The organism is Rhizobium sp. CB3060, assembly GCF_025200735.1.
Lineage (GTDB): Bacteria > Pseudomonadota > Alphaproteobacteria > Rhizobiales > Rhizobiaceae > Rhizobium.
Window position 1 is genome coordinate 3,144,327 of the sequence record NZ_CP104158.1, and the last position, 16,034, is coordinate 3,160,360.

Annotated in this window: 14 protein-coding genes; 3 read left to right on the top strand and 11 right to left on the bottom strand. The window is 61.3% G+C overall.

Going from position 1 to position 16,034, the window contains the following annotated elements:
* Positions 1 to 10: 10 nt before the first annotated feature.
* Positions 11 to 586, top strand: coding sequence for an NADPH-dependent FMN reductase (locus N2601_RS15165; protein ID WP_104824580.1), 576 nt, complete (start codon positions 11 to 13; stop codon positions 584 to 586).
* Positions 587 to 778: 192 nt separating this feature from the next.
* On the top strand, positions 779 to 2,029 hold the full coding sequence (locus N2601_RS15170; RefSeq protein ID WP_104824581.1) for an acyltransferase family protein: 1,251 nt from the start codon (positions 779 to 781) through the stop codon (positions 2,027 to 2,029).
* Between the two features lie 40 nt (positions 2,030 to 2,069).
* Here N2601_RS15170 and N2601_RS15175 read toward each other — a convergent pair whose 3' ends face one another.
* Genes N2601_RS15175 through N2601_RS15185 form a run of 3 tightly spaced genes read right to left on the bottom strand, consistent with a single transcriptional unit; the run spans position 2,070 to position 5,907 of the window.
* Positions 2,070 to 3,191, bottom strand: coding sequence for a mandelate racemase/muconate lactonizing enzyme family protein (locus N2601_RS15175; protein WP_104825241.1), 1,122 nt, complete (start codon positions 3,189 to 3,191; stop codon positions 2,070 to 2,072).
* 21 nt (positions 3,192 to 3,212) lie between these two features.
* Entirely contained in the window at positions 3,213 to 4,712 is a 1,500-nt protein-coding gene (locus N2601_RS15180) for an aldehyde dehydrogenase (protein WP_104824582.1), read from the bottom strand.
* Between the two features lies 1 nt (position 4,713).
* Entirely contained in the window at positions 4,714 to 5,907 is a 1,194-nt protein-coding gene (locus N2601_RS15185; protein ID WP_245463996.1) for an iron-containing alcohol dehydrogenase, read from the bottom strand.
* 68 nt (positions 5,908 to 5,975) lie between these two features.
* On the opposite strand from N2601_RS15185, the gene N2601_RS15190 reads away from it, so the two are divergent.
* The gene (locus N2601_RS15190) at positions 5,976 to 6,881 is read left to right on the top strand and encodes a LysR substrate-binding domain-containing protein (RefSeq protein ID WP_104824583.1); all 906 of its coding nucleotides are present in this window, start codon (positions 5,976 to 5,978) and stop codon (positions 6,879 to 6,881) included.
* 75 nt (positions 6,882 to 6,956) lie between these two features.
* On the opposite strand, the gene N2601_RS15195 is transcribed toward N2601_RS15190, so the two are convergent.
* From N2601_RS15195 to N2601_RS15230, 8 genes are all read right to left on the bottom strand, one after another.
* Positions 6,957 to 7,364: a F0F1 ATP synthase subunit epsilon gene (locus N2601_RS15195; protein WP_104824584.1), complete on the bottom strand. Its 408-nt coding sequence runs from the start codon at positions 7,362 to 7,364 to the stop codon at positions 6,957 to 6,959.
* A 75-nt stretch (positions 7,365 to 7,439) separates the two neighbouring features.
* Positions 7,440 to 8,870 (bottom strand): F0F1 ATP synthase subunit beta, encoded by a 1,431-nt coding sequence (atpD, locus tag N2601_RS15200; protein WP_104824585.1) that lies wholly within the window; start codon positions 8,868 to 8,870, stop codon positions 7,440 to 7,442.
* Positions 8,871 to 8,893: 23 nt separating this feature from the next.
* Positions 8,894 to 9,778 (bottom strand): F0F1 ATP synthase subunit gamma, encoded by an 885-nt coding sequence (locus tag N2601_RS15205; protein WP_104824586.1) that lies wholly within the window; start codon positions 9,776 to 9,778, stop codon positions 8,894 to 8,896.
* Positions 9,779 to 9,807: 29 nt separating this feature from the next.
* Positions 9,808 to 11,337 carry a F0F1 ATP synthase subunit alpha gene (gene atpA, locus N2601_RS15210; RefSeq protein ID WP_104824587.1) on the bottom strand — a complete coding sequence of 510 codons (1,530 nt, stop codon included), beginning with the start codon at positions 11,335 to 11,337 and terminating at the stop codon, positions 9,808 to 9,810.
* The gene (locus N2601_RS15215; protein WP_104825243.1) at positions 11,337 to 11,903 is read right to left on the bottom strand and encodes a F0F1 ATP synthase subunit delta; all 567 of its coding nucleotides are present in this window, start codon (positions 11,901 to 11,903) and stop codon (positions 11,337 to 11,339) included. Before N2601_RS15215 ends, atpA begins: the two co-directional genes overlap by 1 nt.
* Positions 11,904 to 12,165: 262 nt before the next feature.
* Positions 12,166 to 12,549 carry an AGROH133_08824 family phage infection protein gene (locus tag N2601_RS15220; RefSeq protein ID WP_104824588.1) on the bottom strand — a complete coding sequence of 128 codons (384 nt, stop codon included), beginning with the start codon at positions 12,547 to 12,549 and terminating at the stop codon, positions 12,166 to 12,168.
* A 108-nt stretch (positions 12,550 to 12,657) separates the two neighbouring features.
* Complete coding sequence (locus tag N2601_RS15225) at positions 12,658 to 14,889, bottom strand: primosomal protein N' (protein ID WP_260303185.1); 2,232 nt, start codon at positions 14,887 to 14,889, stop codon at positions 12,658 to 12,660.
* Positions 14,890 to 15,026: 137 nt separating this feature from the next.
* Positions 15,027 to 15,983, bottom strand: coding sequence for a GNAT family N-acetyltransferase (locus N2601_RS15230; protein WP_104824590.1), 957 nt, complete (start codon positions 15,981 to 15,983; stop codon positions 15,027 to 15,029).
* Between the last annotated feature and the right edge of the window lie 51 nt (positions 15,984 to 16,034).

The following is a 16,034-nucleotide window of genomic DNA, read 5'->3' on the forward strand; positions in this document are numbered from 1 at the left end:
GGAGCAACACATGACTGGACCTACCAAGCTGGCAATTCTCTACGGCAGCACCCGCAAGGGCCGACTATGTGACCGCGTGGTCAATTGGGTCGTCCGTGAGCTGGAAAACTATCCGCTGATCGACATCGACATTATCGATCCCCTTGAATTCGACCTGCCGGCGCAGCACGACCGCGAGCATCCGGCCGTCGCGGCCCTCGCCGAGCGGCTCTCCAAGGCCGATGCCTTCATCGTCGTCACGCCGGAATACAATCACAGCTTCACCGCCTCGCTGAAATTCGTGCTCGATCTCGTTTATGAGCCATGGCAGGGCAAGCCGGTCGCCTTCGTTTCCTATGGCGGCATTTCCGGCGGGCTTCGTGCCGTCGAACAATTGCGGCTGGTCTTTGCCGAGCTGCATGCCGTAACCGTGCGCGACACCGTCAGCTTCGCCAATCCCTGGGGCCGGTTCGCCGAAGATGGCTCCCTTGAAAACCCGATCGAGGCACGTCAATCGCTGGTGCGGATGATGGCGAAGCTGCATTGGTGGAGCGCGGCCTTGAAACCGGCTCACGCAACGCGCCCCTATCGCTCCGTCGCCGCCTGAGCGCCTTCTGCAATATCCGAACACGGTCTTTCGTTTCTGGCAGGTGCGAAAGACCGGTTTGACGTCCGGACCTGGTACCCCAGGTCCGGACGTCTGTTATACACCCAGAAGTTTACCTTGCCGCAAAGCTGCGCTTGCCGAAGTCGCCTCGATGACCTAACCCAATAGGAAGACAGTTTCGGCGGTATTGCGATGGAGAACGAGAAACGTCTTGGAGGAGCGGATTTCATGCGCGCCGTCGCATGTCTGATGGTGCTCGCCCACCATCTCGCGCTCCGGATGGATTTCAACAAGATCCCCCCGACCTTGGACTTGACCTTCATGTTGGCGCGCTTCGGCAATCACGGCGTCTCGGTCTTCTTCGTTCTCAGCGGCTTTCTTCTTTCGCGTCCCTTCTGGCTGGCGCTGGATAGAGCCCAGCCGCTACCGTCATTGAAGATCTACACCATGCGCCGCGCTGCACGCATCCTGCCGGGCTTCTGGGTCGCGCTCACGGTCGGCTTCGTGCTAAGTTTCACCATCTATGGATTTCCACTCGATGGAGAGTTGATCGGCCGCTATGTCGCCGGCTTCTTCCTGATGAGCCAATGGCATTGGCGCACCTTTTTTCCGGTGCAGGGTGACGGCCCCCTATGGTCGATCCCCTTCGAGACAACCTGCTATGTCCTTTTGCCGATCGGCTTCCTGCTGCTGTTCCATGCAACGCCGAGATCACGCTCCGTTCTCGTCAGCCGGTTGCTCTGGATCGGCATTATCGCGGCCGCGCTGGTCGGCCATTGGCTGGTGGTGAGCTATCTCCCGACAGACAGCGTCGGAAAGGGATGGCAATATGGCTTCGAGGGCGGCGCCAAGGAATGGATGCCGCGCTACAACCCCGTCGGCTTCTTCGCGATATTCGCGATCGGCGCGCTGGCTGCCGGAATACAGACCATCCTTCCTGCCCGCCGCTTGGTAATCTACGATATCATCGGAGCGCTTATGATCGTCATGGGCGCATGGCAGTTGCCGCAATCCATCGGCGGCCCGGCGGAAGGCTATGCGTGGCTTGGCATTCCCTATCAATTCCCGCTGCTTCCCCTGGCGGCGGCTACCGCGCTCTGCGTTCTGCCGCAGTCGGTCTTTCTGGGAAGAGTTGTCGACTTCAGTCTCATCCGCTATGTCGCCACCGTCTCGTTCGGCGTCTATATCTGGCAGGATATCGTGCTGACGCTGATGAAGACGCTCTTCCCCTGGACCTTCGGCACCGGCTCCGACAATGTGCTTGGCGGATGGATCACATCGAGCCTCGTCGCAATCCTCATCATTTTCGCGATCGGCACCTTCAGCTATTTCTGCCTGGAACGCCCAATCATCCGCTGGGCGCGCACCCGCGAGCAGGCGACACGGACGATGCCCACATCCGACAAAAAAGCCGCCCAAGGGAACCCATTGGGCGGCAGATAAGGTGGGAAACGAAACTCGACCGGCAAGGCCGAGCATCATGTCAGATGCGGGTGGCTTTCAGTCGCTCCTCATCGAGAACAACACCGAGGCCGGGAGATAGCCCCAAATCCAGCCAGCCCTCATCGTGCTTGAGCGGCATCGCCATCGGATAGTCACGACGGGCCTCGCTCCATTCCGGATTGTCATACGGATATTCGAGCCAAGGCGCATCCCCGACACCCGCGGTCAAATGCGCGTTCGCCAGCACACCGATACCATTCGTCCATGAGTGCGGCGTAAATTGGACACCCGCCTCGCGCGCCTGGTAGACCAGCCGCCGGCAGCCGGTGATACCGCCGACCAGCGCCACATCCGGCTGAATGACATCGAAGGCGCGTTCCTCGATGATGTCACGGATCTCATACAGCTCCCGCGTCATCTCGCCGCCGGCAATGCGCACGGAGGTCGCCTGCTTCAGCTCCTTCATGCCCTTGCGGTCCGAGCGGTGCAGCGGCTCCTCCATCCAGTAGATGCCGAGCCGCTCCAGCTCTTTTGCAACCGCCAGCGCATCCTTGAAAGTCCATGGTAATGTCGTATCCCACGGCATGCGCCAACCCTGGTTGCAGTCGACCATCAACTCCAGCCTGGTGCCCACACGCGCACGGATCGCCTCCAGGGCCTTCACATCGTCCCGCCAACTGCCGCGCCCGCCCGCAGACGAAGAGAAACGCACCTTCATCGCCGGAAAGCCTTCTTCGAGATAACGTTCCGCCTGCTCCGCCATTGCAGCCGGCTCTCGCAACACGCCGGAGGAAGCGTAGAGGCGCACACGGCTGGCCCGGCCGCCAAGCATCCGCCAAACCGGCTCGCCAGTGATCTTGCCGGAGAGATCCCAGAGCGCCAGATCCATCGGCCAGCAGCGGCCGTAGTGAAAATTAATATGCGACAGGACCTCGTAATGGCGCTCCAGATGCCGCGGGTCCTGACCGATGAACAGATCCTCGTGCCCCTCGAATCCCTTCATCAGATCGCCGGAGCCGATGCCTTCGCGGCCCTCGTCATCCCGAACGCGAACGATCGTCGCATCGAATTGCCGGCGCGGCCGCCCATCCCAGCTCGCCTTGAACGGCGGATCGAGCGGCAGCCGATGGTGGGTGATCTCAATGGAAACGATCTTGCTCATGGCCATGCCTCTCCGCAAACCTCAGCCGAACTGCTGCCAGATGGTCTTGTAGTCGCAATATTTATCGATCGCATGCACCGAGCGATCACGCCCGAAGCCGGACTGCTTGAACCCGCCGAAGGGCGTGGCGAAATTCGACATGTCATAGGTGTTGATCCATACGGTGCCCGCATGGATCGCCTCGGAAAAGCGCTGAGCACGATCCATGTCCTTGGTGAAGACGGCACCGGCGAGGCCGTAGATGGTGTCATTTGCGATCTTTAGGGCCTCCTCCTCGGTATCGAAGGGAATAGCGGCGAGCACGGGGCCAAAGATTTCCTGCCGCGCCAGGCTCATATTATTTGTCATGTCGACGAAGACGCCGGGCGAAACATAATAGCCCCCAGTCTCGCTCAAGACACGCTCGGCGCCGAAGGCGCGGCGCGCGCCTTCCTTCTCGCCGGCGGCGATCATGGACAGCACCTTGTTCATATGCTCCTCCTCGATCAGCGCGCCGATCTGCGCCGAAGGATCGAGAGGGTGCTTGAGAGCGATATCGGAGCGAGTCACCGCCTCGATCTTCGCAATCAGCTTCTCTTGCACCGAGCGCTGCACGATCAGCCGCGTCGAGGCATGGCAGGTTTCGCCGGAATTGTAGAAGCAGCCCCAGGCGGCCGCACTCGCCGCCGCATCGAGATTGGCGTCTTCGAAGACGACCAACGGCGACTTGCCGCCGAGTTCCAGCGCCACGCGCTTGACGTTCGACTGCGCCGCATAGCCCATGATCAGCTTGCCGACCTCGGTCGAGCCGGTGAAGGCGATCATGTCGACATCCATATGCAGCGCCAGCGGCTTGCCGGTCTCTTCGCCATAGCCGGTGACGACGTTGAAGACACCGGCGGGCAGCCCTGCTTCGAACGCAAGTTCGGCCAGGCGGATGGCGGATAGCGAGGACTGCTCCGCCGGCTTCAGCACCACGGAATTGCCGGCCGCGATGGCCGGGCCGAGTTTCCAGGCATCGATGATCATCGGATAGTTCCAAGGCGTAATCGCCCCGATGACACCGAGCGGTATCTTGCGCACCAAAGCGCGGGCATTCGGCCCGGTCGGCGCAATCTCGTCATACATCTTGTCGATCATCTCGGCGTAGAACTGGATGCCGTCGGCGCAGAGGCGCACATCGACGGTGAGCGAGGCCATGACCGGCTTGCCGACATCAAGTGTTTCCAGCATGGCGAGTTCTTCGCCATGGGCGCGGATGAGTTCGGCCCATTTCAGCATGATCCGCTTCTTTTCCAGCGGCTCCTTCCTGCGCCAGACGCCGCTTTCAAAGGCGGCGCGTGCCGCAGCCACGGCCGCATCGATATCGGCCGCGTTGCCGCGGGCCAGTTCCGCACCCGGTCTGCCATCCATCGGCCGGACGCGGGTGAAGGTCGCGCCGGAGGAAGAGGCGCGATAGGCGCCATCGATGAAATGCCGCCCTTCGAGCTTGAGGCCGGATAGAACGCCTTCCCAATAGTCGCGCGTATAATTCTTGGTCATCTCAAATTCCTTTCGGCAGCGCCATGACGGTGGCGGCGAAGCGGTCGATGTCGGCATCCGTGACATCGCGTACGGTCGAACGCCGCATCGGCTGGTTTTCCGGAGCGCGCATTTCGCGCGCGAGATCGGTCGTATCGAAAGGTATGAACGCTGCCGGCAAAGCGTGGACAATACCGCAACGGTCCATCCAATCGGAGAGGAAGGCGGGCAGCGCCGCCGCACCTTCGAGGCCGCAAGCCCTTGCGGCAGCGTTGAGATCAACCGTATCCGCCTCGACCAGCCAGGGCAGCGTCGCTTCAAAGCCGAGGGCGGTTGCAAGCCCATGGTGGACCGGCGCAAGGCCGGCCAGCGCGTGGCTGATATTGTGGGCAATCGCCGTGCCGCAATTGTCGATGGCGATGCCGGCGAAGCAGGAGCCGAGCAGCACGTCACCCCGCGCCTCGATATTGCCGGGCTCCTTCACCGCCGTTTCCAGCGCGCCGGTGATCAGCCGCAGTGCCTGATAGGCGTAGAGCTGCGCACCGCGATGCGTGTTGCGGTTCGTCGCCGCCTCGAAAGCATGGATGAAGGCATCGAGGCCGCACCAGGCGGTGAGACCCGCCGGCAGCGTGGTCGTCAGAGCCGGATCGAGGATGACGAGATCTGCCTTGGTTTCCGGCCCCCAGATCCAGAGCTTCTTGCCCTCGGGGCCTGCAAAAATATTGGTGGCCGAGGTCTCCGAGCCAGTACCGGCCGTCGTCGGCACCATGATCTTCTTCAGCGGGCTCTTCGGTAGGGGATTGGCGGCCAGTGCATAAAACATCGGGTCTTCGCCCGATGCTGCGCAACAGGCGACGATCTTGGCGATATCCAGCGCCGAACCGCCGCCGACGCCGATTACCAGATCCGCGCCCTTCGCCGCTTCTATCGCCGAGCGGATATGCGCGAGTTTCGGCTCGCCGGAGAAATCCGAGAAGACCTGCGTGGCGATGCCCGCTTCCGTCAGATCGCTTCTGATTTTATTCGCAAGACCCGACTGAGCCAGAAAGGCATCGATCACCAAGAAAGCGGCGGAAACACCATCGAAGGATTTGGCGGCACCGGCAAGGCCGGACAGCGCGCCGCTGCCAAAGTGGATGTCTGGAATGGCGGAAATGGAAAAGGACACGAGGATCACCAGGAAAAGCGCAGCAGATTCGATGCCGCAATCCTGCATCACAATTTCAGCTCTTCAAATCTGGCCATTTATCGGGAATATTGATGACTTGATGTTATGGAGAGACAATGCTGGAGAAGATACCGCTGGAATCCTTTCGCGTGTTCGATGCCGCGGCGCGCGCGATGAACTTTTCCCGCGCCGGCCGCGAATTGAACATCACGCAAGCGGCCGTCAGCCGACGTATCAAGGGGCTGGAGGATCATCTGGGCGCCGCGCTCTTTACCCGGCGCGGCCGGAACTTGGCGCTGACGCCGGAAGGCGAACGGCTGTTTCAGCGCGTCCGCGCCACGCTGGAATATCTCGAGGAGAGCCTGGAGCCTTTCCGCGCCGGCACAGGCGAGATCATTTCGATCGCTGCCAGCGGCTCGGTCTCGCATCTCTGGCTCGGGCAGCGGCTCAAGGATTTCGGCAAGGAGAGCCCCGGCATCTCCGTCCGCCTGCTGACGACGGACTCGCCTTCGGAACTTGCATCGGAAACCAACGACCTCGTCATTCTCTATTCCACCGGCGAACATCCGCGCTGGAACCTGACGCTATTGATGAAGGAAGTGCTGGTTCCGATCGCCTCGCCCGATTATCTCGCCAGCCGCGGCCTGGAGCCGCAGGCTTTGACATCGGCTGACATAGCCGGGCTGGATCTCATCGATTACGAGCGCTTCAACGCCCACTGGATCAGCTTCCGCCAATGGTTCGGCCGCATCGGCAACCCACTGAGGAGCAAACTGCCCCGACCGCGGCTATCCTTCTCCACCTACATCATGGCGGTCGAGGCGGCATTGCGTGGCGAGGGTATCGCGCTCGGCAGCCTCGGACTTATCGAGGAACATCTGCGCTCGGGCGCACTGATTACCATCGGCAACGACCGGGTCGAAAGCGGCTTCGGTTATTATCTGGGCGCCCCCCGCTTCCGTGCGCTCTCGCCGGAAGCAGGCCAGTTGCATCGGCATTTGCTCGGCGGCTATCAGGGCTGACGCAAACCGAACCGCCCAACAAAAAAGCGGCCCCAAAAGGCCGCTCTCATTCAAAACCTAAGACTAGGTACCGGATCAATCTTGTCCGATTGCGCCGCGCAGCCGCGTCATTTCCATGATGTAGTGCTCAAGGCGCGACTTGTGCTCGTGATGCTCGGCATCTTCGAGTTCTGCCCTAGCGATATCGATACGACGCGTCAGCTCATCCTGGTTGAGATCTTCCACCGGAATTGCGGATTCGGCCAGCAGCGTGCAGCCGGTCGGCAGGATGTCGGCGAAGCCGCCGAACACGACGTAATCCTGCTTCTTGCCCGATGCGGCATGCACCTTGACGACGCCCGGCTTGATCATGGTCATCGTCGGCGCATGATGGGCCATGACGGTCATCTCGCCTTCGCTGGCGGGAATGACAACATCGATAACCTGCTCCGACAGAAGCAGACGCTCCGGAGATACCAGTTCGAAATTGAAATTGTCAGGCATGACCGGTCTCTTCTCGATTGTCTTTATTTCAAGGCAACGGCGCACGAAACCTCGCGCGCCGTTCGATTGGTCTTATCAGGCAGCCAGCTTCTTGGCTTTTTCCATCGCCTCTTCGATCGAGCCGACCATGTAGAAAGCGGCTTCCGGCAGGTGATCGTATTCGCCGTTGACTAGGCCCTTGAAGCCCTTGATCGTGTCTTCGAGAGCGACGAGCTTACCCGGCGAACCGGTGAAGACTTCTGCGACGAAGAACGGCTGCGACAGGAAGCGCTCGATCTTGCGGGCGCGGGCAACGGCCAGCTTGTCTTCTTCCGACAGTTCGTCCATGCCGAGGATGGCGATGATGTCCTGGAGAGCCTTGTAGCGCTGCAGGGTCGACTGAACCTTACGAGCGACTTCATAGTGCTCTTCGCCGACGACCATCGGGTCGAGCATGCGCGAGGTGGAGTCGAGCGGGTCGACGGCCGGGTAGATACCCTTTTCAGCGATCGAGCGCGACAGAACCGTCGTTGCGTCCAAGTGGGCGAACGAGGTTGCCGGTGCCGGGTCGGTCAAGTCGTCGGCCGGAACGTAAATGGCCTGAACCGAGGTGATCGAGCCCGTCGTCGTCGTGGTGATGCGTTCCTGCATCTGGCCCATGTCGGTGGCGAGCGTCGGCTGATAGCCCACGGCCGAAGGAATACGGCCGAGCAGAGCCGACACTTCCGAACCAGCCTGGGTGAAGCGGAAGATGTTGTCGACGAAGAACAGAACGTCCTGGCCTTCATCGCGGAAGTTTTCAGCAACGGTCAGACCGGTCAGAGCGACGCGAGCACGAGCGCCCGGCGGTTCGTTCATCTGGCCGTAAACGAGCGCAGCCTTGGAGCCTTCGCCGCCGCCATGCTTATTGACGCCAGATTCGATCATTTCGTGGTAGAGGTCGTTGCCTTCGCGGGTACGTTCACCCACGCCTGCGAACACCGAGTAACCACCGTGCGCCTTGGCGACGTTGTTGATCAGTTCCATGATAAGAACGGTCTTGCCAACGCCAGCGCCGCCAAACAGGCCGATCTTGCCGCCCTTTGCGTAGGGAGCGAGCAGGTCGACGACCTTGATGCCGGTGACGAGGATCTGCGCTTCCGTGGACTGCTCGACGTAAGACGGAGCATCCTGGTGGATGGCGCGCTTCTTCTGGGTATTCAGCGGACCTGCTTCGTCGACCGGCTCGCCGATAACGTTCATGATACGGCCAAGCGTTTCATGTCCGACCGGAACCGAGATCGGCGCGCCCGTGTCCTTGACGGACTGGCCGCGAACCAGACCTTCGGTCGAGTCCATGGCGATGGTGCGGACCGCGTTTTCCCCGAGGTGCTGTGCGACTTCGAGAACCAGACGGTTGCCATTGTTGTCGGTTTCAAGCGCGTTCAGGATCGCCGGGAGTTCGCCTTCGAAAGCAACGTCCACAACGGCGCCGATAACCTGCGTAACCTTACCGACAGAACCTGCGGGGGTAGCTGCGTCAGCCATATTCTTACCCTCTTTTCCTAACCTCAGAGCGCTTCCGCGCCCGAAATGATTTCAATCAATTCCTTGGTGATCTGTGCCTGGCGCTGACGGTTGTAATTGAGCGTCAGCTTGTTGATCATCTCACCAGCGTTGCGCGTCGCATTGTCCATCGCGCTCATCTTGGCGCCCATCTCGCCGGCGACGTTCTCGAGGAGCGCGCGGAAGATCTGGACGGAGATGTTGCGCGGGATCAGGTCCGCGAGGATCGAAGCCGCATCCGGCTCGTATTCGTAAACGGCACCCTTATGCTCGGCATCCTCTTCGACAACGGTCGGAGCCGAAGCCGGGACGAGCTGAAACGCGGTCGGCACCTGGCTGATCACCGACTTGAACTCGGAATAGAACAGCGTGCAGACGTCGAACTCGCCGCCTTCGAACATTTCGATGACGCGCTTGCCGATGGCATCGGCATTGTCGAAACCGATACGCTTGACGTCGCGCAGTTCCTTGCGCTCGACGATCAGCGATGCGTATTCACGGCGCAGGATGTCGTAGCCCTTCTTGCCGACCGTGAAGATCTTCACGGTCTTGCCGTCGGCCAACAGCTTGCGGACGTGATCGCGGGCAAAACGTGCGATCTGCGAGTTGAAACCGCCGCAAAGGCCACGCTCAGCCGTGCAGACGATGAGCAAATGCACATCGCTCTTGCCGGTGCCGGTCATCAGCGGCGGCGCACCGTCCGCGTCGCTGACGGCAGCCGTGATATTGGCAAGAACGGCGCTCATGCGTTCCGAATAGGGCCGTGCGGCCTCGGCCGCCTCCTGGGCGCGCCGAAGCTTCGCCGCGGCGACCATTTTCATCGCCTTGGTGATCTTCTGCGTCGCCTTGACGGAGGCGATCCGGTTTTTCAGATCCTTAAGTGAAGGCATCCGGTATCCGTCCTAGAAGTGAGGTCCGATCAGGCGAAAGACTTGGCGTAGCTGTCGAGAGCAGCGATGAGCTTGCTCTTGGTCGCATCGCTGATGGCCTTTTCAGTGCGGATCGCGTCGAGGATGTCCTTGCCTTCCGACCGCAGGTAGGAAAGCAGGCCCTGCTCAAACTTGCCGACCAGGGCAACGCCGATCTTATCGAGATAGCCGTTGACGCCGGAGAAGATCACCGCAACCTGCTCTTCCGTCTTCAGCGGCGAGAACTGCGGCTGCTTCAGGAGCTCGGTCAGGCGGGCGCCGCGGTTCAGCAGGCGCTGCGTTGCGGCATCGAGGTCCGAACCGAACTGAGCGAAGGCGGCCATTTCGCGATACTGGGCGAGTTCGCCCTTGATCGAGCCGGCAACCTGCTTCATCGCCTTGATCTGTGCGGACGAACCGACGCGCGAAACCGACAGACCGACGTTAACGGCCGGGCGGATACCCTGATAGAACAGGTCGGTTTCGAGGAAGATCTGGCCGTCGGTGATCGAGATCACGTTGGTCGGGATGAACGCCGAAACGTCGTTACCTTGCGTTTCGATGACCGGAAGAGCGGTCAGCGAACCGGCGCCCTGTTCGTCGTTCATCTTGGCGGCGCGCTCGAGAAGGCGCGAATGCAGGTAGAAAACGTCGCCCGGATAGGCTTCGCGGCCCGGCGGGCGGCGCAGCAGCAGCGACATCTGACGATAGGAAACAGCCTGCTTCGACAGGTCGTCGTAGCCGATCAGGGCGTGCATGCCGTTGTCACGGAAATATTCGCCCATGGCGCAACCGGCGAACGGCGCCAGGTACTGCATCGGGGCCGGGTCGGAAGCCGTTGCGGCGACGACGATCGAATACTTCAGCGCACCGCGCTCTTCGAGCACCTTGACGAACTGGGCAACGGTCGAACGCTTCTGGCCGATAGCGACGTAGACGCAGTACAGCTTTTCGCTGTCCGGACCGGCATCGTGGATGGCCTTCTGGTTCAGGATCGTGTCGAGAATGATGGCGGTCTTGCCGGTCTGGCGGTCGCCGATGACAAGCTCGCGCTGGCCGCGGCCAACCGGGATCAGAGCGTCGATGGCCTTCAGGCCGGTCGACATCGGCTCATGAACCGACTTGCGCGGAATGATGCCCGGAGCCTTGACGTCGACGCGAGCGCGGCGGGTCGCATTGATCGGGCCCTTGCCGTCGATCGGGTTACCGAGCGCGTCGACAACGCGGCCGAGAAGCTCCGGACCAACCGGAACGTCAACGATCGCGCCGGTGCGCTTGACGGTGTCGCCTTCCTTGATGTCACGGTCGGAGCCGAAGATAACCACGCCGACGTTGTCGGATTCGAGGTTCAGCGCCATGCCACGGATGCCGCCGGGGAATTCGACCATTTCGCCGGCCTGAACATTGTCCAGACCGTAGACGCGGGCGATACCGTCACCGACGGAGAGAACCTGGCCGACTTCGGAGACTTCAGCTTCCTTGCCGAAGTTTTTGATCTGATCTTTCAGAATTGCGGAAATTTCCGCGGCGCGGATATCCATCAGCCGACCTCTTTCAATGCAAGCTTAAGGGTGGAGAGTTTGGTGCGAAGGGACGTATCGATCTGACGCGAACCGACCTTGACGATCAGGCCACCAAGAATCGACGGATCGACGGTGACGGCAATCGCCACGTCCTTGCCGGTGACGCCCTTCAGCGCCGCCTTCAATTCATCTTCCTGCGCCGGGGTCAGCGCATGCGCCGAGGTGACCTCGGCGGAAACTTCGCCGCGATGCTTCGCGGCGATGATACGGAAAGCCTTGATCATGCCCGGCAGCGCAAAAAGGCGCCGGTTGCCTGCCACGACCTTGAGGAAATTGGTGACGTAATTGCCGAAGCCCGCCTTCGTTGCCAGCGCCTGGACGGCACCGACCTGCTCTTCGGCCGAAAAGACCGGGCTCGAGACGAAACGCTTCAGATCTTCGCTGTCATCCAGCATGGCTTGAAACCGATCGAGATCGGCGGTCACTGCCGGAACAGCACCCTCTTCGAGGGCCAGCTCGAACAATGACGAGGCATATCGCTCTGCGACACCAGAAATATGCTGGGATGTGTCTGCCACGGGCACAAAATTCCCTGATTTCAACCCAAGAATCCGGCTTCCGGGAGACGGAAGCCACATGTTCTTGAATTCGTTTTGATTTCCCCCAGAAATCAGCAGGGGCTTCCCCCTACCTCATCCGAAATTCGGGGTTCGTCTAACATAGGATATTGAGACTCGCAACACGCGTAATAGCCGAATACGCTATTCGGGTGAATTTATGATGGCAAAAAGTTCAAAACCATGGGGATAGCGCGGGCAATTGCAGCCGAAGCGAGATCATTTTCGATCAAATATAGCCCAATCCGTAAAGAAGCGGTAGAGCCGCCAAAATCGCCTGGACAACCAGAAGTAACAAATTCACGAGAACGCTTCCCCGATCCGACATGATCGAGAGGATGCGACCGAATGCGGCAACGGCAAAGGACGCCCCGAGCGCCAGGTAGACCATCGGCTGCGCCAGCAGGATAGCGACCAGCCCGAAGCCCAGATAGAAGCCGCCGGCCGAACGTCCCTCGGCATAGGCTTCCGGCCGCCCTTCGCGCACCTGCAACTTCAGGAAACGATAGGTATAGCCAGGCGCGAACATCGCGAGGAACCCGATGAGCGCCGTAAACGCCGCCGAGCAATAGGCAAGCTGTTCGCCCAGGTCAGTCGGAAAATAAAGCTCCATCGGTCGTCCCCAAATCAACCTAAACCAAATCAATCATATCAAGAGGCTGACTTATGGCATGAACAGGCGAAACAGGGGAAGACGCCGGAAAGGCACCGTTTCGCGAAACTACAGGAAACTCTGTGGATCGATGTCAAGCTGCACCTGCACGGAACCGCGCTCCTTCGGCGATTGTGCCAGCAAAGCGCGAAGGAACCCCTGCATATCTGAATTGCGCCGGCCGTGCACAAGCAGGCGGAAACGATGGCGGCCCCGCACCAGGGCGAGCGGCGCTTCAGCCGGCCCGAGCACCGATATGCCCTGGACCTGCGGCGCCGCATTGCGCAGGCCGCGGGCATGAGTTTCCGCATCCTGCCGGGTATCGGCCGAGACGATGATCGAGGCGAGCCGGCCGAAGGGCGGCAATATGGCTCTTTCGCGCTCCGAAATCTCGCGCTCATAGAAAGCGCCGGCATCGCCGGAGACGATCGCCTGCATGACGGGGTGCTGCGGCTGATAGGTCTGCAACAGGCCGTGGCTCTTGAGCCCGGTTCGCCCGGCGCGGCCGGTCACCTGCGACAGAAGCTGGAATGTCCGCTCGGCTGCACGCGGATCGCCATTGGCAAGACCAAGATCGGCGTCGACGATGCCGACCAGCGTCATCAGCGGGAAATTGTGTCCTTTGGCGACGAGCTGCGTGCCGATGACGATATCCGCCTCGCCCTTGGCAATGGCCTCCAGCTCCAGCCGCAGCCGCTTGACGCCGCCCATGATGTCGGAGGAGAGCACGATGGTCCGCGCTTCGGGAAAATGCCGCTCGACCTCCTCGGCAATGCGCTCGACGCCCGGACCGCAGGCGACGAGATGGTCGAGCGTGCCGCATTCCGGGCAGGCTTCAGGCGTCCGTTCGGCATAGCCGCATTGATGGCACTGGATCTGTCCACGGAAACGGTGTTCCACCAGCCAGCTCGAACATTGCGGACATTGGAAGCGATGCCCGCAGACGCGGCAGAGCGTCAACGGTGCATAGCCGCGCCTGTTGAGGAACAGCAGCGACTGTTCGCCCTTTTCCACCGTTTTGCCGATCGCCCGAATTAGCAGCGGCGAGAGGAACCCGCCGCGCTCCGGCGCATGCCGGCGCATGTCGATCAGATGCAGGTCCGGAAGAGCCGCATCCCCGTAGCGGGTCGGCAGATGAATGGTGCTGTAACGCCCGCTCTGGCCGTTGACCTGGCTCTCGACCGAAGGGGTCGCCGACACCAGCACTACCGGAAAATCGCCGATCCGGCCGCGCACGACCGCCATGTCGCGGGCATTGTAATAGACCCGATCCTCCTGCTTGTAGGCGGGATCGTGCTCTTCGTCGACGATGATCAGGCCAAGGTCTTCGAAGGGCAGGAACAGCGCCGAGCGCGCGCCGGCAACGACCCGGACCTCGCCGGTCACCGCCTGCCGCCAGACTTTTTCGCGCATGCGCGGCGCCAGGTCCGAGTGCCACTCGGCCGGCTTGGCGCCGAAGCGATCCTGAAAGCGCTCGAGGAAACTCGCCGTCAGCGCGATTTCCGGCAGCAGGATCAACACCTGCTTGCCGCGCTTCAGCATCTCGGCGATCGCCTCGAAATAGACCTCGGTCTTGCCCGAGCCGGTGACGCCATCGATCAGCGAAACGGAGAACTCGCCCTTGCGCACCTCGGCAAGGATTTCATCGGCCGCTTCGCGCTGCGGGCCTTCGAGCCGCGAGGCGGTGAAATCCGGATCGGGCCTGGCGACGACGGGCGGCGGCGGCAGGAATATGGTTTCGAAAATGCCCTGCGCGATCAGCCCGTCGACGACTCCAGTCGAAACGCCGGCAGCGTGCGCCAGCCCGCTCCGCGTCCACGAGAGGCCGTCCTTTGCCGTCTCCATGACCCGGGTGCGGGCGGGTGTCAGCCGTTCCGGTGCGCCGCCGACAAAACGAAGGCCCTCGACCATCGGTTCGGGATCGAAGGCTGCGGGCGCGCGCAGCGCCATGCGCGCCACCAGCCCCGGCGGCGACAGCGTATAGGCGGCCACCCAGTCGATGAAATCGCGCATCTCCTTGGTCAGCGGCGGGCAATCGAAGACATGGCTGATCGGCCGCAGCTTCTTCGGATCGACGCCGCCCTCATCGCCGCCATCCCAGACGACACCGATCACCTGCCTCGGCCCGAGCGGCACCTGCACGACCGAGCCGGGCTCGACCGCCATGCCTTCCGGAACCGCATAGGAATAGGGCTTCGGCGCCGGCATCGGCACCAGAACCGGGACCGTGCGGCTCATGGTCGGGTGTGCGGGCGCAGCTTCAAACAGCGCGCCGAACAGATCGGACGAATCTTTAGTCATCGCGCCAGACCATGCCCCGAGCGGCGACAAAAAGAAACCCGGGGTGGTTCGGCATCATATTGTCCGAAGCCACTTCAAACTTTCACCGCTGTTGTCTTTTGACACAGGATGCCGAAGCAATGAGCTGCCAACAGCCGTCAAACGGAATGCTCCGCGACGGCGGCTGCCATATCCTGGACCGCAGCCGGAGGACCGACCGGCGCAAACGTCGTATTTCCGTCGGCAGCCAGATCGAACACCGTATGCTTCTCCAGCGCCTTCGTCACTTCGTTGACGTCGCCGTCCAGATGCTCGACCGGGATGAGATTGCCGATCAGGAAATCGAAGCGGTCGCCGCGCTTGTTGAGGAGCTCGTGGAACACCGTCATGTCGCGCAGCTCCGTCGACCATTTGGCGAACCAATAGAACAGCCCGGAATTGCGCGCTGTCAGATGCACCGGCAGGATCGGCAGATTATACTTACGCGCCAGCCCCACGGCCGATGTCTTCCAAGGCCGCTCGTTCAGCTTGCCGTTTGCCCAATAGGCGATGCGGCCGGAGGGGAAGAGCACGGTAACCTTGCCCTCGGCAACGGCGCGATTGGTGATCTGCAGCGTTTCGCGCGTCTTCAGTTTGCTCTTATATTCCTCACGCCATTCGACCGGGATGATCATCTCGGCGAATCGCGGATTGACGCGGACGGCATCGCGATTGGCGAAAACCATCATATCGGGCCGGCGCGTCTTCAGGAGATCGAAGACGGCGACGCCGTCGGCAATGCCGGTCGGATGGTTGCTGACGAGAATGAAGCCGCCGGAAGCCGGGATGCGTTCGGCGTGGGTTACCCCGATATCGAGCCGCAGCAGATCGCTCATATATTCGAAGCACTGGAAACCCGGCAGCTTGGCGATGTCGTTGGCAAATTCGATCGCCTTGTTGTAGCGCAGCAGCGTGTAGAGAAAGGGCCGCATCAAGGGCCAGAGTGGGTTGCGAACGATCTTCTGGCCGCGCTCGGCGATCAGCGTATCGACGATATGTCCGGGCTGGCCCTGGGACACCAAAGCAATTGCTTCTGCAAGTTGTCCCAATGCAGTTATCGAACCGCGACGTGCCATGAAATGCCCTGGATGGTTGGGTTGTACTCTATTGCAATCGAATATGATCGA